Here is a 19298-nt window from a genome sequence, read left to right as displayed (position 1 = left end):
ACAGGTAGGCGGCCCCGCGGGCCGGCCGCCTTCACCGGGGCCGCAGCAGCTTGCCGGTGGACGAGGCGCGCGCGAGCACGCCGCCGTCGGCGTCCATGAGCTGCGCCTCCAGGAAGACCACGCTGCCGCCCCAGCGCAGCACGCGGGCCTCGGCCTCCACCGGGGCGACGCCGACGCGCTCCAGGAAGCTGACCTTCAGCTCCAGCGAAGCGAGCCGCACCTGCGCGTCGCGGGCGGCCACGGCGAAGGCCATCGCGTTGTCCAGCCAGGCGGTGACGAATCCGCCCTGCACGATGGTGCCCTCGGTGTGGGCGAACTCGGACCGGGGCGCGAAGCGCACGCGGGCGACACCTTCCGGCGCGCTGTGGACCAGGCGCTCGAAGCCGATGGCCTGCAGCAGGGGGCGGGCGTCGTTGCGGATGTCCATGGCGGGCAGCGTCCTCTTTCTTTCTTCTCGGGGGATGGGCGGGCGGCCAGCATAGCCGGGCAGCCCGGCCAGCCCTGTCGCGGACGCAGGGCCGCCATCGGCAAAAAGAAAGCCCACCGAAACCGGTGGGCGGAAGGAACCGCGAGGGTTCTGGAGGAGACAGGCCACGGGCTCGCACAGCCCGTGGCGTCACGGTGCCTGACGTGTGTGACGTGCCAACTGTGTCACGTTCGGCGGCCCGCCGCTGTGAAGCAATTCACACGCCTGCACGGCGGCGGGTGACGAAATGTGAGTGTCGTCAGGGGCCGTTGCCCTGCGGCCCGGTCGCCGGCGGCGTCGCATGCCCGCTGGAGCCGGGCGCCAGCTTGCGGCCGAAGGCCTCGCCGACACGGCGGATGGGGGCGCTGGCCGCCTCGGCACCGCGGTTGATGCCCCGGCGCGTGGCGTCTTCGGCCCGGTCGATGCCGCGGCCGGCGGCGTCGGTGCCGCGCTTCATGCCGCCGACGACCTTGCCGTCCTGCGCGGGCTGCTTGAGCGTGTGGGCGCGCTGCGCCCTGGGTGGATCGTTGCCCTCGGGCTGGGCGGCCGCCGGCAGGGCGGCGCCGAGCACCGCGGCGGAACCGGCCAGCGCCAGCAGTCGGACAACGGAAAGGATGCGTGTGTTCGTCATGGCAACTCCCGCCGGCGCGGCCGGCGGGAGCCGCTGCCGGATCACGTGGCCGGCTTGTCGCTCGGCGACTTGATGTTATTGCGCAGTTCGTCGCTCATGGGTAGGCCAACTGCCTGGTTCTTCGGGGGAATGGGCCCCATGAACCACTTGTCGTAGAGCTTCTCGAACTCGCCCGACTTCATCATGCCGGTGATCACGCCGTCCACCAGCGCCTTGAACTTCGGATCGTCCTTGCGGACCATGCAGGCGTAGGGCTCGACCTGCAGCGCCTCGCCCACCACCTCCAGGCTGGCCGGGTCCTTGGCGTTGGCCTTCAGGCCGTACAGCAGGATGTCGTCCATCGGGAAGGCGGCGGCGCGGTCGGTCTCCACCAGCAGCAGCGCGTCGGCGTGGTCCTTGGTGCCGACGACGTCGATGCCCAGCTTCTTCTCGTCGTTGTACTTGCGCACGACGAGCATGTTGGTGGTGCCGGTGGTGATGGCCACCTTCTTGCCCTTGAGGTCGGCCCAGTCCTTGATGCCGGAGCTCTTCTTCACCAGGAGGCGCGTGCCCGTGTAGAAGTGGTTGATGGCGAAGTCCACGTCCTTGCCGCGGGCGCTGTTGTTGGTGGTGGAGCCGCACTCCAGGTCGACGGTGCCGTTGTTCAGCAGCGGGATGCGGTTCTGCGAGGTGACGGGCATCCACTCGACCTTCAGGTCGGCCTTGCCGGTCTGCTTCTTCACCGCCTCGGCGACGGCGTTGGAGATGTCCACCGCGAAGCCGATCGGCTTGCCGGGACCGTCCAGGTAGCTGAAGGGCACGGAGGACTCGCGGTAGGCGAAGGTGATCTTGTTGGCCTCGGCCGCCTTGGCCAAGGTATCGCCGGCCTGCGCGGACGTGGCCGCCAGCGTGGCGAGCAGGACGGCGGCGGACAGTGCGGAGAGCTTCATGGGTACCTTTCTCGGGAACGAAGTAAAAGAAGAAACACCCGGCAAGCAAGGGTCCGGCCAGTGTGGACGCAAGCCCGCCCACCGTGGCATTCCTTTTTGCCCGCGGCCCATGTTCAAAGCTTATGGTGAGGGTATCCCCCATGACCTGCCGGCATGGGTGGGCATGCGATCGGCATGGTCCACATGCCGCGCGGGCGCCTAGAGTGGACGCCTCGGCGGGCACCGTCCCTTCCTCCTCATCCTCTTCCTCACTCGTCTCATGCACATCTGCGTGCTCGGCGCCGGCATCGTGGGCCTGGCCTGCGCCTGGGAGTTGCAACGCCAGGGCCACCAGGTCACGGTGGTCGACCAGGCCACGCCGGGCGCCGGCACCAGCAGCGGCAACGGCGCGCAGCTGAGCTACTCGTACGTGGCGCCGCTGGCCGATGCGTCCATCTGGCGCCAGCTGCCGCACCTGCTGCTGGCCGGCGATTCGCCGCTGAAGCTGCGGCCCCGCCTGGACCCGCAGCAGTGGCGCTGGGGCCTGGCCTTCCTGGCCGCCTGCAACGCGCGCGCCGCCGCCGACGGCACGGCGCGGCTGCTCTCGCTGGCGGCCGTCAGCCGCGTGGGCTTCGAGGCCATGCGCGCCGAGCTGGCGCCCGGCGACGCGCCCTTCTGCGACTTCTCCGCCACCGGCAAGCTGGTGCTCTACCGCAGCCGCGAGGGCCTGGAGGCGGCGGGCGGACAGATCGCGCTGCAGCGCCGCCTGGGCGCGCCGGAACAGGCCGTGGTGACGCCCGAGGAGTGCGTACGGCTGGAACCGGCGCTGGCGCAGTACGCCCGCCGGATCGCCGGCGGCGTGCACACGCCCAGCGAATGCGCGGCCGACTGCCTGAAGGTCTGCCAGGCGCTGGCCGCGGCGCTGGCGCAGCGCGGCGTGCGCTTCGTGCTGGGGCACGCGGCCGAGGCCTTCGACCTGCGCGCCGGCCGCGTGCAGGCGGTGCAGACCGCCGCCGGGCCGGTGCAGGCCGACCTGTTCGTGATGGCGCTGGGCACGGCAAGCGTGCGCTTCGGCCGGCAGCTCGGCGCCTACCTGCCGGTCTACCCGCTCAAGGGCTACAGCATCACCGTGCCGGTGGATGCGGCACCCGGCGCCGCGCCGCGCGTGAGCGTGACCGACACTGCCCGCAAGACCGTGTTCGCCCGCCTGGGCGACCGCCTGCGCGTGGCCGGCATGGCGGAGCTGGTGGGCGAGGACCTGTCCATTCCGCAGGACCGCATCGACACGCTGGTCGCGGCGACGAAGGCGGTCTTCCCGCAGGCGGCGCGCGACTTCGGCGCGCCGCAGCCCTGGGCAGGCCTGCGGCCGGCCACGCCGCGCGGCACGCCCATCGTCGGGCGGGTAGGCCGCGCGCCGCGCAACATGCTGTTCAACACCGGCCACGGCGCGCTGGGCTTCACGCTGGCCTTCGGCTCCGCCGCCGGGATCGCGGCGCTGGCGGCGACCGACCTCTAAATCAATCGTTCAACACCTGCTGCACACACTGCAGCAGGCTGCGCACCACCACCGATTCCGTGGCGTGCAGCGGGCGCAGCGCGCGCACGGGCACCGGCAGCTGCGGGCGCAGGGCCAGCACGTCGACCCGGCTGCGGTCGGCCGAGCGCGAGGTGCAGGCGTCCACCAGCGCCACGCCCAGGCCGTGGTGCGCCATCGCCAGCGCGGCGTGGTAGGTCTGGACGGTGATCACGGCGTTCAGGTTCACGCCGGCGTCGCGGCAGGCCTGGCTGAGGCTGGTGCCCACCGGGTCGCGCGCATCGAGCGCGGCCACCGGCACGCCGTCCAGCGCCGCCAGGTCGACGGCGCCCTGCGCCACCGCGTCGCGCGGCAGCAGGCCGCGCGGCGCGACGCAGACGATCGGGCTGGTGGCCAGCGTCTCGTGCGCCAGCCCGGGCGGCGGCACCGGGTTGAAGGCCAGGCCCACGTCGGCCTCGCGCAGCAGCAGCGCCGAGACGATCTGCGGCGTGTGCAGCCCCTCCACGTGGATCGTCACGCTGGGATGCCGGCGGCGGAAGGCGACCAGCGCGCGCGGCAGCACCTCGTGCGTGAGCGCCATCACCGCCAGGATGCGCAGCGCCGCCGCGTCGCCGCCGGCGCGCAGGCTGGCGGCCAGCCGCTGCACCTCGTCCATCTGCGCGAACAGGCGCTCGATGTGCGGGTACAGCGCCTGCGCCTCGGCGGTGGGCGTGAGGCGGCCCTTGTCGCGGCGGAACAGCGCGAAGCCCAGCTGCAGCTCGGCATGCTGCAGCGTGCGGCTGACGGCCGGCTGCGTGACGTTGATCAGCCGCGCCGCCGCGCTCACGCTGCCAGTGAGCATGACGGCGTTGAAGACCTCGATGTGGCGCAGCCGCATCGGCTCAGTTTTCTTCGCCGCGCTGCGCGCGGGCGAGGCGCTCGCTCTTCCAGTACACGTCGTCACCGCCGTCCACGCGGTTGAGCACGCGGGCCAGCACGAACATCAGGTCCGACAGGCGGTTGAGGTAGTGGCGCGGCGCGGCGCCGACGGCTTCGCCCTGCTGCGCCGCCAGCGCCACCACGGCGCGCTCGGCCCGGCGCGCCACGGTGCGGCACACGTGCGCCTGCGAGGCGGCGCGGGTGCCGGCCGGCAGGATGAACTCCATCAGCCGCGGCAGCGCGGCGTTGTGCTCGGCCAGCGCGTTGTCGAGCTGGAGCACGGCTTCGTCCTTGAGCAGCGTGTGCCCCGGCATCGACAGCTCGCCGCCCAGGTTGAAGAGCTGGTGCTGCACGTCCACCAGCAGCTCGCGCACGCCGTCGGGCAGCGGCTCGCACAGCAGCAGGCCGATGTGCGAGTTCAGCTCGTCCACGTCGCCCATCGCCGCGAAGCGCGGGTGGTGCTTGGGCAGGCGCGTGTTGTCGGCCAGGCCGGAGGTGCCGTCGTCGCCGGTGCGCGTGGCGATCTGCGTGAGTCGGTTGCCCATGAGGTGGCTCGGGAGAGTGAGGAAACCGCGCAATGGTAGGCCGCGCGGGCGCAGGCGGCTCAGCCCGGCCGTGTGGCGGTGTATTCGGAGAACACGCCCAGTTCCACGTGGCGCTCGACGCGCTCGAAGCCGGCGGCGCGCAGCGCCTCGATCACCGTGGCGGGCGGGATGCAGGCCTCGATGGTGTCCCAGTAGAAGCGCCACAGCTCCGGCGTGGCCCGCTGGCGCGCGACGAGGCGGGCGATCACCGGCACCACGGTGCGCATGTAGCCCTTGAGCACGGCCGTGCCGACGCGGCCTTCGGGCTTGCTGATCTCCAGCACCAGCAGGCGCCCGCCCGGGCGCAGCACGCGGAAGAACTCGGCGAAGGCTGCGCTCACGTCGGCGATGTGGCGCAGCGCATAGCCCATGCTGAGGAAGTCGCCGCTGCCATCGGGCAGCGGCAGCGCCTCGGCCCGGCCGGCGAGCAGATCCGCGCGCGGCAGCGCCACCTCGCGCAGCATGCCGGGACTGGGATCGACGCCGACCAGCCGCCCGCGCGGCCCGACGAGCGCCAGCGCCTCGCGCGCCACCAGGCCGGTGCCGATGCCCACGTCCACCACGCGCGCACCGGCGCCGAGCCCGGCGCGCCTGAGCGCCGCGCGGCGGTACCAGGCGCCCGAGCCCAGCGCCAGCACGCGCTCGATGCGGTCGTAGTCGGGCGCGGTGTCGTCGAAGATGCGGCGCAGGTAGCGGCCATGCTCCGCTTCGTCGGCGTAGTAGGCCGGCAGCGGTGCATGCGGGAGCTGCACCTTGGCGGCGGCGGCCGGCGGGCGGGCTTCACTCATCGGATCATTATTGCCCCCGGGTCCCGCGCGCCCCGGGGCCATGCGCCGGGGCTGCGCAGGGGCATCCGCGCGAGGCGGCGCGTTCCTAGAATGGCAGACCGCCTGCCGCGCACGGACCTGCCCCAAGGAGAACACCCCATGAACGCGCCCGCCCACCTGGCCCACGTCGCCCCCGAGATCGCACCCCGCCCCGTGCCCCAGGCGCTGCTGGACGCGCTGGCCGCGCGCTTCGGCGCACAGTGCTCCACCGCGATGGCGGTGCGCACGCAGCACGGGCGCGACGAGTCCTCCTACACCGACGTGCCGCCGCCGGCGGCGGTGGTCTTCGCCGAAAGCACGCAGGACGTGGCCGATGCCGTGAAGCTGGCGGCCGAGCACGCGGTGCCGGTGATCCCCTACGGCGTCGGCTCCTCGCTCGAAGGGCACCTGCTCGCGGTGCAGGGCGGCATCAGCATCGACGTCTCGCGCATGAACCGCGTGCTATCGGTCAACGCGGACGACCTCACCGTCACCGTGCAGCCGGGCGTCACGCGCAAGCAGCTCAACGACGAGATCAAGTCCACGGGCCTGTTCTTCCCCATCGACCCGGGCGCCGACGCCTCGATCGGCGGCATGACGGCCACGCGCGCCAGCGGCACCAACGCCGTGCGCTACGGCACGATGCGCGAGAACGTGCTGGCGTTGGAGGTGGTGACCGCAGGCGGCGAGGCGATCCGCACCGGCACGCGGGCCAAGAAGTCGAGCGCCGGCTACGACCTCACGCGCCTGATCGTCGGCAGCGAGGGCACGCTGGGCGTGGTCACCGAGATCACGCTGCGCCTGTACCCGCTGCCCGAGGCGGTGTCGGCCGCAATCTGCTCCTTTCCCAGCATCGAGGCCGCCGTGCGCACGGTGATCCAGACCATCCAGCTGGGCGTGCCGATCGCGCGGGTGGAGCTGATCGACGCGAACACGGTGCGGATGGTCAACGCGCACAGCAAGCTCGGGCTGCGCGAGGAACCGATGCTGCTGATGGAGTTCCACGGCTCGCCGGCCGGCGTGAAGGAGCAGGCCGAGACGGTGCAGGAGATCGCGGCGGAGCACGGCGGCAACGCCTTCGAGTGGGCCACCACGCCCGAGGAGCGCACGCGCCTGTGGACGGCACGGCACAACGCGTACTTCGCCGCCATCCAGAGCCGGCCCGGCTGCCGCGCCATCAGCACCGACACCTGCGTGCCGATCTCGCGCCTGGCCGACTGCCTGCTCGACTCGGTGGCCGAGGCGGACGCCAGCGGCATCCCCTACTTCCTCGTCGGCCACGTGGGCGACGGCAACTTCCACTTCGGCTACCTGATCGACCCCGAGGACCCGGCCGAGCGCGCCAAGGCGGAGGAACTGAACCACACGCTGGTGGCGCGCGCCATCGCGCTGGAAGGCACCTGCACCGGCGAGCACGGCGTGGGCCTGCACAAGATGGGCTTCCTGCTGGACGAGGCCGGCGCCGGTGCGGTGGACATGATGCGCACCATCAAGCGCGCGCTGGACCCGAAGAACATCATGAACCCGGGGAAGATCTTCAGCTTGTGAGGGCCGCGCCTGGCGCGGCCCGGCAATGAAAAATGGCCCCTCGGACAACCGCTTCGCGCTTGTCCGATCCCCCGAGGGGATGCTTTTTCATCTTGGGGCGGCCCGGCGATGAAAAAGCCCGGCGACGCCGGGCTTTTTTCTGTGCAGTGCAGGCTTCAGCGACGGCGGCGCGCGCCCGGCGCCGAGGTCTGCGACGGCGCCGCGCCGCCGTCCACGCCCAGCCGGCCGCCGCCGCCCAGGCCCTGGCCGCGCACCGTCTGCGCGGAGTAGTTGCGCAGCGAGATGACGAGCTGGTTGTAGGCGTCCATGAAAGCCGCCGCGATCACCTTGCCCTGCGGCGTGCGCGAGTAGCCGCCGATGCTGCCGGCCGCCGAGGCGCCCGCCGCGCCCAGGAAGCCGCCGAAGTCGGTCTTGGAGGCGCTGCCCTCGGACACGCCCACCTGCACGCCCGAGCGGTTGTCGATCAGCGTCAGCATGGCCGCGGCCTCGCGCGTCTGCAGGCTGCCGCCCAGGTTGGCCAGCACGTTGCTGTAGCGGCCGCGGTTGACGATGCCGCCCAGCGCCGCGCCCATGCCGCCGGCATCGCTGTTGCTGATGATGACCTCGGGCGAGATGCCGTAGTCGGACGCCACCATCTGGCCCTTGCCGAAGTTGCTGCCGCGGCGCATCTCGCCGGACTGCATCAGCGCGCGCTCGCGGTTCATGGCGTTCATGCCGGCGGCGCCGCGCTCGACCACCACGAAGCAGTTGGACTGCTGGATCAGCAGGCGCAGCAGCGTGGAGGTGGGCGGCAGCTTGTATTCGCCGGTGATGATGGTGTACCAGCCGGCCGACTGGTTCTCGATCAGCGAGACGGTGCCCAGCGGCGACTCGCAGCGCTCCAGCGCGCTGCTGGCGTTGGCGGAGGCGGCGCCGGCCGCGCTGCCGGTGGCCACCGTCTTGGCGCCCATGCTGCCCATCTGCATGTCGGTGGTCTGGCAGCCGGCCAGGGCCAGCAGGCTCGCCAGCGCGGCGGCGAGAGGAAGTTTGGCGAAGGTCATCGAGTCAACCCCTGACAGTGTTTGAAACAGCCGGTAAGCATACCCGGCAACGCCCCGTCCGAGCGATACGCCGGAAACGATGGGCACGGCTTCATGGACGCGGTGAGGACGAACGGGCCGGCGGCATTTCAAGCGGCGCTGCCGCCGCGCAGCCGGTCGATCAGCCCGTTCAGCGCCTCCAGCGAGCCGAAGTGGATCGCCAGCTCGCCGCTTTCCTCCACCTTGCCGCCGCGCTTGCTGCGCTTCTTGATGCGCACCTCGACCTGGGCGGTGAGCAGGTCGGCCAGTTCTTCCTCCACCCGCTGCAGGTCGCGCGGCTTCTCTTCGGCGCGGGCCGGGCGGCGCGGGGCGGTGAGGCTGAACTCGGCGGCCAGCTTCTTGACCAGCGCCTCGGTCTCGCGCACCGACAGCTTGCGGGCGACGATCTGGTTGGCGGCCGTGATCTGCGCCGCGCGCTCCAGCGCCAGCAGCGCGCGGGCGTGGCCCATGTCCACGTCGCCGGCCATCAGCAGGCCCTGCACCGGCTCGGCCAGGTTCAGCAGGCGCAGCAGGTTGCTGGCGGCGCTGCGCGAGCGGCCCACCGCCTGTGCCGCCGCTTCGTGAGTGAGCCCAAACTCATTGACCAGGCGTTGCAGGCCCTGGGCCTCTTCCAGCGGGTTGAGGTCCTCGCGCTGGATGTTCTCGATCAGCGACATGGCGGCCGCCGCCTCGTTCGGCACGTCGCGCACCAGCACCGGCACCTCGGCCAGGCCGGCCAGCTTGGCGGCGCGGAAGCGCCGCTCGCCGGCGATGATCTCGTAGGGGGCGTTCTTGGCCTCGGCCTGGGCGGCGTCGAGGCGCCGCACGAGGATCGGTTGCATGATCCCCTGCGCCTTGATGCTCTCGGCCAGCTCGTACAGCGCGCCCTCGTCCATGCGGGTGCGGGGCTGGTAGACGCCGGGGACCAACTGGTCCAGCGCCAGGGTGCTCGGCTGGCCGTCGCGCGGCGCGGCGGCCTCCTGCGATGCGTCGTCGGTCGCCGTGGCGGCGCTGGAGGACGCGGCCGGGCCGAGCAGGGCTTCGAGCCCGCGGCCGAGGCCCTTGGGTTTCTTGGTGGCCATCTTCTTCTAGGACTTCCTGCGGTTCAGATCGAGGAGCAGCGCCCGGCCCTCGGGCCAGTCGCCCAGGCCGGACTCGGCGTTGAGGTGCCCGCGCGCGCCGCCGTCGACGAAGCGGGCGCCCCAGTCGGCCGCCAGGCCGCGGGCGCGCCCGGCGCTGCAGTAGGGGTCGTCGGTGGAGCCGACCAGCACGGCGGCGAAGGGCAGCGGCCGGCGCGCGATGGGCGCCCAGCCCGGGATCTGCTGGCGCAGGTCCTCGCGCTCGACGTCGCCCGGTGCCACCAGCAGCGCGCCGAGCACCTTGGCCGTGTTCCGCGAATGGGCAGCCCAGGCGGCGGCGAGGATGCAGCCCAGGCTGTGCGCGGCCAGCAGCACCGGGCCGGGGGCGGCGATCACCTCCTCCTCCAGCCGGGCCGACCAGTCGCCGCGCAGCGGGCGCATCCAGTCGTGCTGTTCGACGCGGCGGTCGCCGTGCAGCGCCTCCCAGCGGGTCTGCCAATGGCCGGGGCCGCTGTTCTGCCAGCCGGGCAGCAGGAGGACGGTGGGCGCGATAGCAGTCATTTGCTACAAGTTCAGTAGCAAACTGTTCTGAAGCGGCGAGCGCCGGGCACGGATCTCATGGCATCGCCTCGGGCGCCGGAGCCGTGACCGGAGGCGCATCCGGCACCGGCGGCGCGAAGGCGCTGGCCGGCGGCATCTTCTTCACCAGCTCCTCGGCGAAGGCGACGTACGCCTGGCTGCCGCGCGCGCCGGCGTCGAAAACCACGCCCGGCAGCCCGTAGCTGGGCGCCTCGGCCAAGCGCACGTTGCGCGGGATGACGGTGTCGAAGACCTTGTCGCCGAAGTGCGACTTGAGCTGCTCGCTGACCTGCTGCTGCAGCGTGATGCGCGGGTCGAACATGACGCGCAGCAGGCCGATGATCTGCAGGTTCTTGTTCAGGTTGGCGTGCACCTGCTTGATGGTGTTGACCAGGTCGGTGAGCCCTTCGAGCGCGAAGTACTCGCACTGCATGGGCACGATCACGCCATGCGCCGCGCACAGGCCGTTGAGCGTCAGCAGGCTCAGCGAGGGCGGGCAGTCGATCAGGATGAAGTCGTACTCGGCGCCCACCGCTGCCAGCGCCGTGCGCAGCCGCTTCTCGCGGCGGTCCAGCGCGACCATCTCCACCTCGGCACCGGCCAGCTCGCGGTTGGCGGCCAGCACGTCGTAGCCGCAGGGCTCGGCGCGCACCCGCGCCTCCGCCACCGAGGCGGATTCGAGCAGCACGTCGTACACGGTCAGCTCGGCCTCGCGCTTGTCGATGCCCGAGCCCATGGTGGCGTTGCCCTGCGGGTCCAGGTCGATCATCAGCACCCGTTGACCGACCTTGGCCAGGCCGGCGGCGAGGTTGACGGTGGTGGTGGTCTTGCCCACCCCGCCCTTCTGGTTGGCGATGCAGAAGATGCGCGCCATGGCTTACTGCCCCAGCGCCAGCTTGACGCCGAAGCCCAGCAGGAAGACGCCGGCCAGCTTCTCCAGGCCTTGCGACAGCCGCCGGTTGGCGCGGATGCGCTCGGCCAGGTAATGGGTGAGCAGCGTCGCGGTCAGGCAGTACAGGAAGGTGAGCCCGGCGATGGTGGCCGCCATCACGGCGAAGGTGGGCAGGCCCTGGTGCCGCGCCGGGTCGATGAAGAGCGGGAAGAAGGCCATGTAGAAGACGATGGCCTTGGGGTTGAGCAGCGTGATGACGAAGGCCTGGCGCAGGTAGTGGCGCGGCTGGATCTGCAGGATCGGCGCCGCGCCCGGCTTGGCGCGCAGCATCTTCAGCCCCATCCAGGCCAGGTAGGCCGCCCCGCCCCACTGCACCAGGTGGAAGACGGTGGGCCAGGCGGCCAGCAGCGCCGCCACGCCGGCCACGGCCGACCACAACAGCACCTGGTCGCCCAGAATCACCCCCATCGTCGCGGCCAGGCCCCCGCGCACGCCGCCCTTGCCGGTCGAGGTCATGAGCGCGAGGTTGCCCGGACCGGGGATCGCCAGGAACAGAAGAATGGCGGCGACGAAGGCGCCGTAGTCCGCGATGCCGAACATGGGAGATGGAGACGGAGGGAGGAGCCGCCGAGTCTACGCGAGGACACGCGAACGACGGTGGGCAAACGGTGGAGAACCGCCGTGTTCGCGGTGGACAGGCGGTGGAAAACCGGTGAATGGGCGCTGATCAAGCCTGCCGTGCGCGCATCCAGACGATGCAGCGCTCGGCGTCGAGGCCGGGGACGGCGAGTTGTTCCACGTGAAACACTTCCACGGAAGCCGGCAACTCGGCCATTTCGGCATCGGGCTGCCGACCCTTCATGGCCATCCATGCGCCGCCGGGCGCCAGCAGGTGCGCCGAGCCGTGGATGAAATCTGCCAGCGTGGCGAAGGCCCGGGAACTGATGACGTCGTAGGCGCCGCCGTGCGACTCCACCCGCGCATGCACGCCGCGCAGGTTCGGGAGCTTCAGTTCGCCCGCGACCTGCTGGACGAAGGCCATCTTCTTGGCGACGGCATCCAGGCAGTGCACTTCGATGTCGGGCCGCAGGATCGCGATGACCACGCCAGGCAGCCCTGCGCCGGCGCCCACGTCCAGCAGCCGGCCGGCGCCGGGCCGTTCGCGCGTCAGCGGGGTGACGACTGCCAGGCTGTCCAGCAGGTGGTGGGTGAGCACCGCTGCCGGATCACGCAGCGCGGTGAGGTTGTAGACCTTGTTCCACTTGAGGATGAGCGCGCCGTAGGCGAGCAGCCGGTCGATCTGTGCCGCATCGGGCGACAGGCCGAGCGCGAGCGCGCCCTGCTCCAGCGCCGAGCGCTGCGCCGCCAGGCTGTCCGTCATGCGCCGGCAGCTTCCACCGCATCCGCCTGGAAGGCGCGGTACCCGCCCTTGCGCAGGTGGATCAGCAGCAGCGAGATCGCGGCCGGCGTCACGCCGGAGATGCGCGAGGCCTGCCCCAGCGTCTCCGGCCGGTGCTTGGCCAGCTTCTGCCGCACCTCGAAGCTCAGCGCCTGCACCTTGGCGTAGTCCAGGTCCTCGGGCAGCTTCAAGTGCTCCAGATGGGCGGCGCGCTGCACCTCCTCGTGCTGGCGGTCGATGTAGCCGGCGTACTTGGCGGCGATCTCGACCTGCTCCACCTCCTCCGCCGCCAGCGGCTGCTCGGGGCGGTACTTGCCGTCGTCCAGCGACAGCAGGGCCTCGTAGCTCACACCAGGGCGGCGCAGCAGGTCGCCCAGGTTGTATTCGTGCTCGATGGCCTTGCCCAGCACCCGCTCGGATTCGCTGGCCGGCAGGTTGCGCGGGTTCACCCAGGTCGATTTCAAGCGCTCTGTTTCACGTGAAACAGCGTCGCGCTTGCGGCAGAACGCCTGCCAGCGCGCGTCGTCCACCAAGCCGAGCCGGCGGCCGGTCTCGGTCAGGCGCATGTCGGCGTTGTCCTCGCGCAGTTGCAGCCGGAACTCGGCGCGGCTGGTGAACATGCGGTACGGCTCGGTCACGCCCTTGGTGATGAGGTCGTCGACCAGCACGCCCAGGTAGGCTTCGTCGCGGCGCGGCACCCAGGCCGCCTCGCCACGGCACAGCAGCGCGGCGTTGATGCCGGCGAACAGGCCCTGCGCCGCCGCCTCCTCGTAGCCGGTGGTGCCGTTGATCTGGCCGGCGAAGAAGAGGCCGGCGATCGCCCGCGTCTCGAAACTGCTCTTGAGGTCGCGCGGATCGAAGTAGTCGTACTCGATGGCGTAGCCGGGCCGCAGGATGTGGGCGTTCTCCAGCCCGGGCATCGAACGCACCAGCGCGTACTGGATGTCGAACGGCAGGCTGGTCGAGATGCCGTTCGGGTAGTACTCGTTGGTGGTCAGCCCCTCGGGCTCCAGGAAGATCTGGTGGCTCGTCTTGTCGGCGAAGCGGTTGATCTTGTCCTCGACGCTCGGGCAGTAGCGCGGCCCCACCCCGTCGATCTTCCCCGTGAACATCGGGCTGCGGTCGAAGCCGGAGCGGATGATCTCGTGCGTGCGCTCGTTGGTGTGAGTGATCCAGCAGGGCATCTGATGCGGATGCATGTCCGTGCGGCCCATGAAGCTGAACACCGGCATCGCCGGGTTGCCGCCGCCGGGCATGCCGTCGCCCGGCTGCTCGGTGCACTTCGAGAAATCGATGGTCCGCCCGTCCAGCCGCGGCGGCGTGCCGGTCTTCAGCCGGCCCTGCGGCAGCCTCAGCTCCTTCAGGCGCGCCGACAGGCTCACCGCCGGCGGGTCGCCGGCCCGGCCGGCCTGGTAGTTGTCGAGGCCGACATGGATGCGGCCATCCAGGAAGGTGCCGGCCGTCAGCACCACCGCACGCGCCCGGAAGGCGATGCCCACCTGCGTCACCGCACCCACCACCCGGTCGCCCTCCACCATCAGGTCATCCACCGCCTGCTGGAAGAGCATCAGGTTGGGCTGGTTCTCCAGCCGGCGGCGAATCGCCGCCTTGTAGAGGATGCGGTCGGCCTGCGCCCGTGTCGCCCGCACGGCCGGGCCTTTGCTGGAATTGAGGATGCGGAACTGGATGCCCGCCTCGTCGGTGGCGATGGCCATGGCGCCGCCCAGCGCGTCCACCTCTTTCACCAGGTGCCCCTTGCCGATGCCGCCGATGCTGGGGTTGCAGCTCATCTGGCCCAGCGTCTCGATGTTGTGGGTCAGCAGCAGCGTCTTCGCGCCCATGCGGGCGGAGGCCAGCGCAGCCTCGGTGCCGGCATGGCCGCCGCCGACGACGATGACGTCGAATTCTTCGGGGTAGAGCATGTGAAGTTTGTGCACACTCCGCCGGTGGCGCCAGGCCGAAGGACGGGATCTCGCGTGTGCTGCGCAGGGAAAAGGGCCGTGATTTTAGTCGGCCCCGCCCCGTTCTGCTCAATTTGTGGGCATCTCCACCGGCCCATCGATACGGCCTGCGGGCCGTATCCGTCAGCGCAGGTAGCTATGAATTTCATAGCGCCGCCGCGCCCGCGCCCGCCATCGGGTCAGTCCAGTGCTTTTCGCGCCGCCCCGACACCCAGCGCTGCCAGCACGATGAACACCACCGCCAGCAGCAGGAACAGGCCGAACAGCACCTTGGCGATGCCGGCCGCGCCGGCCGCCAGGCCACCGAAGCCCAGGGCGCCGGTCACCAGGGAGATGAGGGCAAAGATGAGGGCGTACTTCAGCATGATGCGGTCTCCTTCACGTCCGGTGCGGGCGCCACCGCCCGCCGTACCTGCCAGCGTAGGAAGCCGTGGCGCCGGGCCTCATCGGTTCGCCACGCGAGCCCCCGTAGGACAAGCCCGCGCCGCGGCGTGCCGGCTCCCCCGCCTGCCGGCGAGCCCGGCCGCAAACGGCTACAGTCGCGCAGCCGCGCCCGCCCGCACACCGCCGGCCCGCGCTCCGGACCCTTCTTCCCCTTCCTTCTTCCCATTCGATTCAAGGAGCCTTCCGCATGAAGCTGTACTACTCCCCCGGCGCCTGCTCGCTCTCGCCCCACATCGCGCTGATGGAAGCCGGCTTGGCCTTCGAGCCCGTGCTGGCCAGCACCAAGAGCCACAAGCTGCAGGACGGCACGGACTACTACACCATCAACCCGCTGGGCTACGTGCCCGTGCTGGAACTGGACGACGGCACGCGGCTGCGCGAGGGCCCGGCGATCGTCCAGTACATCGCCGACCAGGCGCCCACCAAGAACCTGGCCCCGGCCAACGGCACGCTGCAGCGCTACCGCCTGCAGGAGTGGCTGACCTTCATCGGCACCGAGGTGCACAAGGGCTTCAGCCCGCTGTTCAACCCGGCCATCCCCGAAGAGGTGAAGGTGATCTTCAAGGACAAGCTCAAGTCCCGCTACCAGTGGCTGAACGCGCAGCTCGAAGGCAGGGACTTCCTCATGGGCGAGCACTTCAGCGTCGCCGACGGCTACCTGTTCACCGTGACGAACTGGACCAAGCCCATGAACATCGACCTCTCGCCCTACCCGCACGTGCAGGCCTGGCACGCCCGCGTGGGTGCCCGCCCGGCGGTGCAGGCGGCGATGAAGGCCGAGGGCCTGATCAAGTAAGGCTCACAGTGCCCGCTGGCGCCAGGCCAGCGCGGCACCCAGCCACAGCATCAGCGCCGACGCGGCCAGGCCGCGCGCCAGCCCGCCCGGGCCGTCGGCGATCCAGCCCACCAGCGTGGGCCCCGCGATCTGCCCGAAGGCGAACACGATCGTGAAGGCGCTGATGCCCGCCGCCCACTGCGCCGGCGGCAGGTTGTGGCGCACCAGCGCGGTGGTCGACGCCACCACCGACAGGAACACCCCGCCGAACAGCAGCCCCGATGCCAGCGCCACCGGCCAGGCCGGGCTCAGCACCGGCAGCAGCGTCGCCACGCCCAGCAGCGCGTTGAGCACCGCCTGCGGCCCGCCGCCGCGCCAGCGGTCCAGCAGGCCGGCCCACAGCCGCGAGGAGGCCACCACCGCCAGCCCGAGCAGCGCATAGAACAGCGTGAGCTGCCCCGCCGAGGCGCCCTGCGCGCGCAGCAGCGCGATCACGAAGGTCATGTAGCCGATGTAGCCGGCGCCGAAGCAGGCATAGCCCGCCAGCGCCCAGCCCAGGCGCGGCAGCGGAGCGCGCGGCCGGTCCGGCACGCGCGGCGCCCCCGCGTCGCCGCTGGCGGCCTCGCCGAGCGCGGCCACGGCGCGCTCGGCCCAGGCCAGCGGCAGCACCGCCAGCGCGCAGGCCAGCGCCAGCGCCCACCAGGCCCATGCCCATGCCGGCGGCAGGCCGGCCGCCCAGCGCAGCAGCGCCGGCACCAGCAGCGCCGACAGCACGATGCCGAAACCCGTGCCGCCGTAGTAGATGCCCAGCAGGAAGCCGCTGCGCTGCGGCTGCAGGGCGCCCAGCCGCGCCGCCAGCAGGCCGCCGGCGATGAACACCCAGGCGCTCGCCACCCCGGCCAGCGTCCGCTGCGCCAGCCAGGCGCCGGCGTGCGTGAGGAAGCCGCTGGCCGCCATGCACACGGTGGCCGCCACGGCGCCGCCCACCAGCAGCCGCCCGGCCCCCAGGCGCCGCATCAGCCAGGGCGTGGCCAGCGCGCCCAGCAGGTAGCCCAGGGCATTGGCGGTGTTCAGGCTGCCGGCCAGCAGGTAGCTCCAGCCCAGGTCCTCGCGCATCGGGGGCAGCAGCAGGCCGTAGGCGAAGCGCGCGAGGCCCAGCGACAGCGCCGCGCCCATCGACAGGCCGAGGGCGATGCGCAGCCAGGGTGTGCCGGGTGTCGGATTCATCGTCGCGGACGGCGACGGCGGGAAGAGGAACGGGACGGGATCATCGGGGGCGGCCGCAAGGCGCCGGCCATCATAGACAGCACCCGCCCGCCCTGCGCCGGGCGGGTCAATGCACGGCCGGGCGCGGCCCGGTAGGCTTGCGGGTTCCGCATCCGCCCTTCTTTCTCCTCCTCCCTTCTTCCTGACCATGCCCACCCTCTTCGACCCGATCCAGGCCGGCGACCTGCACCTGCCCAACCGCATCGTCATGGCGCCGCTCACGCGCAACCGCTCGCCGAACGCCGTGCCGCGCGACATCACCGCCACCTACTACGCGCAGCGCGCCTCGGCCGGCCTGCTGATCACCGAGGCCACCGCCATCAGCCACCAGGGCCAGGGCTATGCCGACGTGCCGGGCCTGTACGGCACCGAGCAGCTCGACGGCTGGAAGAAGGTGACCGAGGCGGTGCACGCCCGGGGCGGCAGGATCGTCACGCAGCTGTGGCACGTGGGCCGCGTCTCGCACGACTCGCTGCAGCCGGACGGCCAGCCGCCGGTCGCGCCCTCGGCCATCGCCGCCAACACCAAGACCTACCTGATCGACGCGCAGGGCCGCGGCAGCTTCGCCGCCACCTCCACGCCGCGCGCGCTGCGCGCCGAGGAGATCCCCGGCATCGTCCACACCTTCGCCGCAGCCGCGCGCAACGCGGTGGAGACCTGCGGCTTCGACGGCGTGGAGATCCACGGCGCCAACGGCTACCTGCTGGACCAGTTCCTCAAGGACGGCGCCAACCACCGCACCGACGACTACGGCGGCACCATCGAGAACCGCGCCCGCCTGCTGCTGGAGGTGACGCGCGCCGTGGCCGACGCGGTGGGCCACGGCAAGGTGGGCATCCGCCTGTCGCCCGTCACGCCGGCCAACGACATCACCGACAGCGACCCGCAGCCGCTGTTCGAGTATGTGGTGCGCCAGCTCGCGCAGCTCGGCCTGGCCTACATCCACGTCATCGAGGGCGCCACCGGCGGCCCGCGCGAGGTCGAGGGCCGCCCCTTCGACTACCAGGCGCTGAAGACCGCCTGGCGCGAGGCGGGCGCGCGCGGCGCCTGGATGGTCAACAACGGCTACGACGCCGAGCTGGCCGAGCGCGCCGTGGAAAGCGGCGAGGCCGACCTGGTCGCCTTCGGCAAGCCCTTCATCGCCAACCCCGACCTGGTGCGCCGGCTGCGCGAGGGCGCACCGCTGAACGCCTGGGACAAGGCCACCTTCTACGGCGGCGGCGAGCAGGGCTACATCGACTATCCGGCACTGGGCTGATCGGCCCAGAATCGCTCCTTCGTTCCCGGAACAAGGAGACCAACGCATGACATCGACCCCCCGCCTCGCGCCCCTGGCGGCCCTCGCCGCCGCGGCCGCGTTCTGCGCCGCCGGCCCGGCCGCGGCGCAGGAACTCACCGTGCCCATCGGCCACACCGGCCCGCTCTCGGGCGCCAACGCCTTCGCCGGCAAGGACAACGAGAACGGCGTGCGCCTGGCTATCGAGGACCTCAACGCACGCCAGCTCAAGGCCGGCGGCAGGACGCTGAAGTTCGAGCTGCGCTCCGAGGACGACCAGTGCGACGCCAAGACCGGCGTGGCGGTGGCGCAGAAGTTCGTCGACGACAACGTGAAGTTCGTGGTCGGGCCCTATTGCTCGGGCGTCGCCATCCCCGCCTCGCGCGTGTACAGCGACGGGGGCACGCTGATGTCCACCGTCGGCACCAACCCGAAGATCACCGCCGCCGGCTACACCAACGTGTTCCGCATCATCGCCAGCGACGCGCAGATCGGCGCCAGCATGGCCAGCTACGCGGCCAATGTGCTCAAGGTGAAGAACGTCGGCATCATCGACGACCGCTCCGCCTTCGGCCAGGGCCTGGCCGACGAGTTCGGCAAGGAGGCCAGGCGGCTCGGCCTGACCATCGTGGGCCAGGAGTTCACCACCGAGAAGTCGGTGGACTTCAACGCCATCCTCACGCGGCTGAAGGCCAAGAACCCCGAGGTGGTCTTCTTCGGCGGCTACGCGCCGCAGGGCGCGCCGATGCTGCGGCAGATGAAGCAGCTCGGCTTCGACGCCAGGCTGCTGGGCGGCGACACGCTGTGCAGCCCCGAGATGGGCAAGATCGGCGGCAGCGCCGTCAACGACACGGTGTTCTGCGCGCAGGGCGGCGCGGTGCTCGACAAGACGCCGGGCGGCCCCTCGTTCAAGGCCCGCTTCAAGCAGAAGTTCAACGCCGACCCGGACGTCTACGCGCCCTACTACTACGACCAGACGCTGTTCCTCGGCGAGGCCATCGCGCGCGTCGGCGCGGCCGACCCGGAAAAGGTGGCGGCCGACCTGCGCAAGTCCAGCTACAAGGGCGTGGCCGGCACCTACAGCTACGACGACAAGGGCAACCTGAAGAACGCGCCCACCACCGTGTTCACCTTCAAGGGCGAGAAGCTCACGCCGCTGGCGACGTACTGAGCC

Annotated in this window: 20 protein-coding genes; 5 read left to right on the top strand and 15 right to left on the bottom strand. The window is 71.4% G+C overall.

The window, feature by feature from the left end; translation table 11 throughout:
- Positions 1 to 31 precede the first annotated feature (31 nt).
- From Q392_RS05490 to Q392_RS05480, 3 genes are all read right to left on the bottom strand, one after another.
- Positions 32 to 427, bottom strand: coding sequence for a PaaI family thioesterase (locus Q392_RS05490; RefSeq protein ID WP_038202566.1), 396 nt, complete (start codon positions 425 to 427; stop codon positions 32 to 34).
- 298 nt (positions 428 to 725) lie between these two features.
- Positions 726 to 1097 (bottom strand): hypothetical protein, encoded by a 372-nt coding sequence (locus Q392_RS05485; RefSeq protein WP_038202563.1) that lies wholly within the window; start codon positions 1095 to 1097, stop codon positions 726 to 728.
- Between the two features lie 41 nt (positions 1098 to 1138).
- The gene (locus tag Q392_RS05480; RefSeq protein WP_038202560.1) at positions 1139 to 2026 is read right to left on the bottom strand and encodes a transporter substrate-binding domain-containing protein; all 888 of its coding nucleotides are present in this window, start codon (positions 2024 to 2026) and stop codon (positions 1139 to 1141) included.
- Between the two features lie 259 nt (positions 2027 to 2285).
- On the opposite strand from Q392_RS05480, the gene Q392_RS05475 reads away from it, so the two are divergent.
- Entirely contained in the window at positions 2286 to 3521 is a 1236-nt protein-coding gene (locus tag Q392_RS05475) for a D-amino acid dehydrogenase (protein WP_038202557.1), read from the top strand.
- A 1-nt stretch (position 3522) separates the two neighbouring features.
- On the opposite strand, the gene Q392_RS05470 is transcribed toward Q392_RS05475, so the two are convergent.
- From Q392_RS05470 to Q392_RS05460, 3 genes are read right to left on the bottom strand one after another with little or no spacing between them, the layout of a single operon-like run.
- Positions 3523 to 4416 (bottom strand): LysR family transcriptional regulator, encoded by an 894-nt coding sequence (locus Q392_RS05470; RefSeq protein ID WP_038202554.1) that lies wholly within the window; start codon positions 4414 to 4416, stop codon positions 3523 to 3525.
- A 4-nt stretch (positions 4417 to 4420) separates the two neighbouring features.
- Entirely contained in the window at positions 4421 to 5002 is a 582-nt protein-coding gene (locus Q392_RS05465) for a cob(I)yrinic acid a,c-diamide adenosyltransferase (protein ID WP_038202551.1), read from the bottom strand.
- A 59-nt stretch (positions 5003 to 5061) separates the two neighbouring features.
- Positions 5062 to 5829 (bottom strand): class I SAM-dependent methyltransferase, encoded by a 768-nt coding sequence (locus tag Q392_RS05460; protein WP_038202547.1) that lies wholly within the window; start codon positions 5827 to 5829, stop codon positions 5062 to 5064.
- A gap of 138 nt (positions 5830 to 5967) precedes the next feature.
- On the opposite strand from Q392_RS05460, the gene Q392_RS05455 reads away from it, so the two are divergent.
- Complete coding sequence (locus Q392_RS05455; protein WP_038202544.1) at positions 5968 to 7395, top strand: FAD-binding oxidoreductase; 1428 nt, start codon at positions 5968 to 5970, stop codon at positions 7393 to 7395.
- 155 nt (positions 7396 to 7550) lie between these two features.
- On the opposite strand, the gene Q392_RS05450 is transcribed toward Q392_RS05455, so the two are convergent.
- The 8 genes from Q392_RS05450 to Q392_RS05415 all read right to left on the bottom strand — a co-directional run bounded on the left by Q392_RS05450 (position 7551) and on the right by Q392_RS05415 (position 14728).
- Complete coding sequence (locus Q392_RS05450; RefSeq protein WP_038202541.1) at positions 7551 to 8435, bottom strand: peptidoglycan-binding protein; 885 nt, start codon at positions 8433 to 8435, stop codon at positions 7551 to 7553.
- A 128-nt stretch (positions 8436 to 8563) separates the two neighbouring features.
- Positions 8564 to 9535 (bottom strand): ParB/RepB/Spo0J family partition protein, encoded by a 972-nt coding sequence (locus Q392_RS05445; RefSeq protein WP_038202537.1) that lies wholly within the window; start codon positions 9533 to 9535, stop codon positions 8564 to 8566.
- Positions 9536 to 9541: 6 nt separating this feature from the next.
- Entirely contained in the window at positions 9542 to 10093 is a 552-nt protein-coding gene (locus Q392_RS05440) for an RBBP9/YdeN family alpha/beta hydrolase (RefSeq protein WP_157007772.1), read from the bottom strand.
- Between the two features lie 55 nt (positions 10094 to 10148).
- On the bottom strand, positions 10149 to 10985 hold the full coding sequence (locus Q392_RS05435) for a ParA family protein (protein ID WP_038202784.1): 837 nt from the start codon (positions 10983 to 10985) through the stop codon (positions 10149 to 10151).
- A gap of 3 nt (positions 10986 to 10988) precedes the next feature.
- Entirely contained in the window at positions 10989 to 11603 is a 615-nt protein-coding gene (locus Q392_RS05430) for a LysE family transporter (protein WP_038202532.1), read from the bottom strand.
- A 127-nt stretch (positions 11604 to 11730) separates the two neighbouring features.
- A complete protein-coding gene (gene rsmG, locus Q392_RS05425; protein ID WP_038202529.1) occupies positions 11731 to 12384 on the bottom strand; it encodes a 16S rRNA (guanine(527)-N(7))-methyltransferase RsmG in 654 nt (217 codons plus the stop codon).
- Complete coding sequence (mnmG, locus tag Q392_RS05420) at positions 12381 to 14324, bottom strand: tRNA uridine-5-carboxymethylaminomethyl(34) synthesis enzyme MnmG (protein ID WP_038202525.1); 1944 nt, start codon at positions 14322 to 14324, stop codon at positions 12381 to 12383. The genes rsmG and mnmG overlap by 4 nt, the downstream gene beginning before the upstream one ends.
- Positions 14325 to 14542: 218 nt before the next feature.
- Entirely contained in the window at positions 14543 to 14728 is a 186-nt protein-coding gene (locus tag Q392_RS05415; protein ID WP_038202522.1) for a DUF1328 family protein, read from the bottom strand.
- A gap of 266 nt (positions 14729 to 14994) precedes the next feature.
- On the opposite strand from Q392_RS05415, the gene gstA reads away from it, so the two are divergent.
- Complete coding sequence (gstA, locus tag Q392_RS05410) at positions 14995 to 15603, top strand: glutathione transferase GstA (protein ID WP_038202519.1); 609 nt, start codon at positions 14995 to 14997, stop codon at positions 15601 to 15603.
- Positions 15604 to 15606: 3 nt separating this feature from the next.
- On the opposite strand, the gene Q392_RS05405 is transcribed toward gstA, so the two are convergent.
- Positions 15607 to 16809: a YbfB/YjiJ family MFS transporter gene (locus Q392_RS05405; protein WP_038202516.1), complete on the bottom strand. Its 1203-nt coding sequence runs from the start codon at positions 16807 to 16809 to the stop codon at positions 15607 to 15609.
- A gap of 187 nt (positions 16810 to 16996) precedes the next feature.
- On the opposite strand from Q392_RS05405, the gene Q392_RS05400 reads away from it, so the two are divergent.
- Together Q392_RS05400 and Q392_RS05395 are read left to right on the top strand one after the other, a co-directional pair.
- On the top strand, positions 16997 to 18106 hold the full coding sequence (locus Q392_RS05400) for an alkene reductase (RefSeq protein WP_038202513.1): 1110 nt from the start codon (positions 16997 to 16999) through the stop codon (positions 18104 to 18106).
- 46 nt (positions 18107 to 18152) lie between these two features.
- A complete protein-coding gene (locus Q392_RS05395) occupies positions 18153 to 19295 on the top strand; it encodes a branched-chain amino acid ABC transporter substrate-binding protein (RefSeq protein WP_038202510.1) in 1143 nt (380 codons plus the stop codon).
- Positions 19296 to 19298 lie beyond the last annotated feature (3 nt).

Origin of the sequence: Xenophilus azovorans DSM 13620 (genome assembly GCF_000745855.1) — a bacterium.
Lineage (GTDB): Bacteria > Pseudomonadota > Gammaproteobacteria > Burkholderiales > Burkholderiaceae_C > Xenophilus > Xenophilus azovorans.
Note: the sequence above shows the minus strand (reverse complement) of the source record. Positions and strands in the feature narration are given on the sequence as shown.

Coding starts and splice junctions, on each gene's coding strand:
- Q392_RS05490 (WP_038202566.1), bottom strand. CDS start 427: ATGGACATCCGCAACGACGCCCGCCCCCTGCTGCAGGCCATCGGCTTC.
- Q392_RS05485 (WP_038202563.1), bottom strand. CDS start 1,097: ATGACGAACACACGCATCCTTTCCGTTGTCCGACTGCTGGCGCTGGCC.
- Q392_RS05480 (WP_038202560.1), bottom strand. CDS start 2,026: ATGAAGCTCTCCGCACTGTCCGCCGCCGTCCTGCTCGCCACGCTGGCG.
- Q392_RS05475 (WP_038202557.1), top strand. CDS start 2,286: ATGCACATCTGCGTGCTCGGCGCCGGCATCGTGGGCCTGGCCTGCGCC.
- Q392_RS05470 (WP_038202554.1), bottom strand. CDS start 4,416: ATGCGGCTGCGCCACATCGAGGTCTTCAACGCCGTCATGCTCACTGGC.
- Q392_RS05465 (WP_038202551.1), bottom strand. CDS start 5,002: ATGGGCAACCGACTCACGCAGATCGCCACGCGCACCGGCGACGACGGC.
- Q392_RS05460 (WP_038202547.1), bottom strand. CDS start 5,829: ATGAGTGAAGCCCGCCCGCCGGCCGCCGCCGCCAAGGTGCAGCTCCCG.
- Q392_RS05455 (WP_038202544.1), top strand. CDS start 5,968: ATGAACGCGCCCGCCCACCTGGCCCACGTCGCCCCCGAGATCGCACCC.
- Q392_RS05450 (WP_038202541.1), bottom strand. CDS start 8,435: ATGACCTTCGCCAAACTTCCTCTCGCCGCCGCGCTGGCGAGCCTGCTG.
- Q392_RS05445 (WP_038202537.1), bottom strand. CDS start 9,535: ATGGCCACCAAGAAACCCAAGGGCCTCGGCCGCGGGCTCGAAGCCCTG.
- Q392_RS05440 (WP_157007772.1), bottom strand. CDS start 10,093: ATGACTGCTATCGCGCCCACCGTCCTCCTGCTGCCCGGCTGGCAGAAC.
- Q392_RS05435 (WP_038202784.1), bottom strand. CDS start 10,985: ATGGCGCGCATCTTCTGCATCGCCAACCAGAAGGGCGGGGTGGGCAAG.
- Q392_RS05430 (WP_038202532.1), bottom strand. CDS start 11,603: ATGTTCGGCATCGCGGACTACGGCGCCTTCGTCGCCGCCATTCTTCTG.
- rsmG (WP_038202529.1), bottom strand. CDS start 12,384: ATGACGGACAGCCTGGCGGCGCAGCGCTCGGCGCTGGAGCAGGGCGCG.
- mnmG (WP_038202525.1), bottom strand. CDS start 14,324: ATGCTCTACCCCGAAGAATTCGACGTCATCGTCGTCGGCGGCGGCCAT.
- Q392_RS05415 (WP_038202522.1), bottom strand. CDS start 14,728: ATGCTGAAGTACGCCCTCATCTTTGCCCTCATCTCCCTGGTGACCGGC.
- gstA (WP_038202519.1), top strand. CDS start 14,995: ATGAAGCTGTACTACTCCCCCGGCGCCTGCTCGCTCTCGCCCCACATC.
- Q392_RS05405 (WP_038202516.1), bottom strand. CDS start 16,809: ATGAATCCGACACCCGGCACACCCTGGCTGCGCATCGCCCTCGGCCTG.
- Q392_RS05400 (WP_038202513.1), top strand. CDS start 16,997: ATGCCCACCCTCTTCGACCCGATCCAGGCCGGCGACCTGCACCTGCCC.
- Q392_RS05395 (WP_038202510.1), top strand. CDS start 18,153: ATGACATCGACCCCCCGCCTCGCGCCCCTGGCGGCCCTCGCCGCCGCG.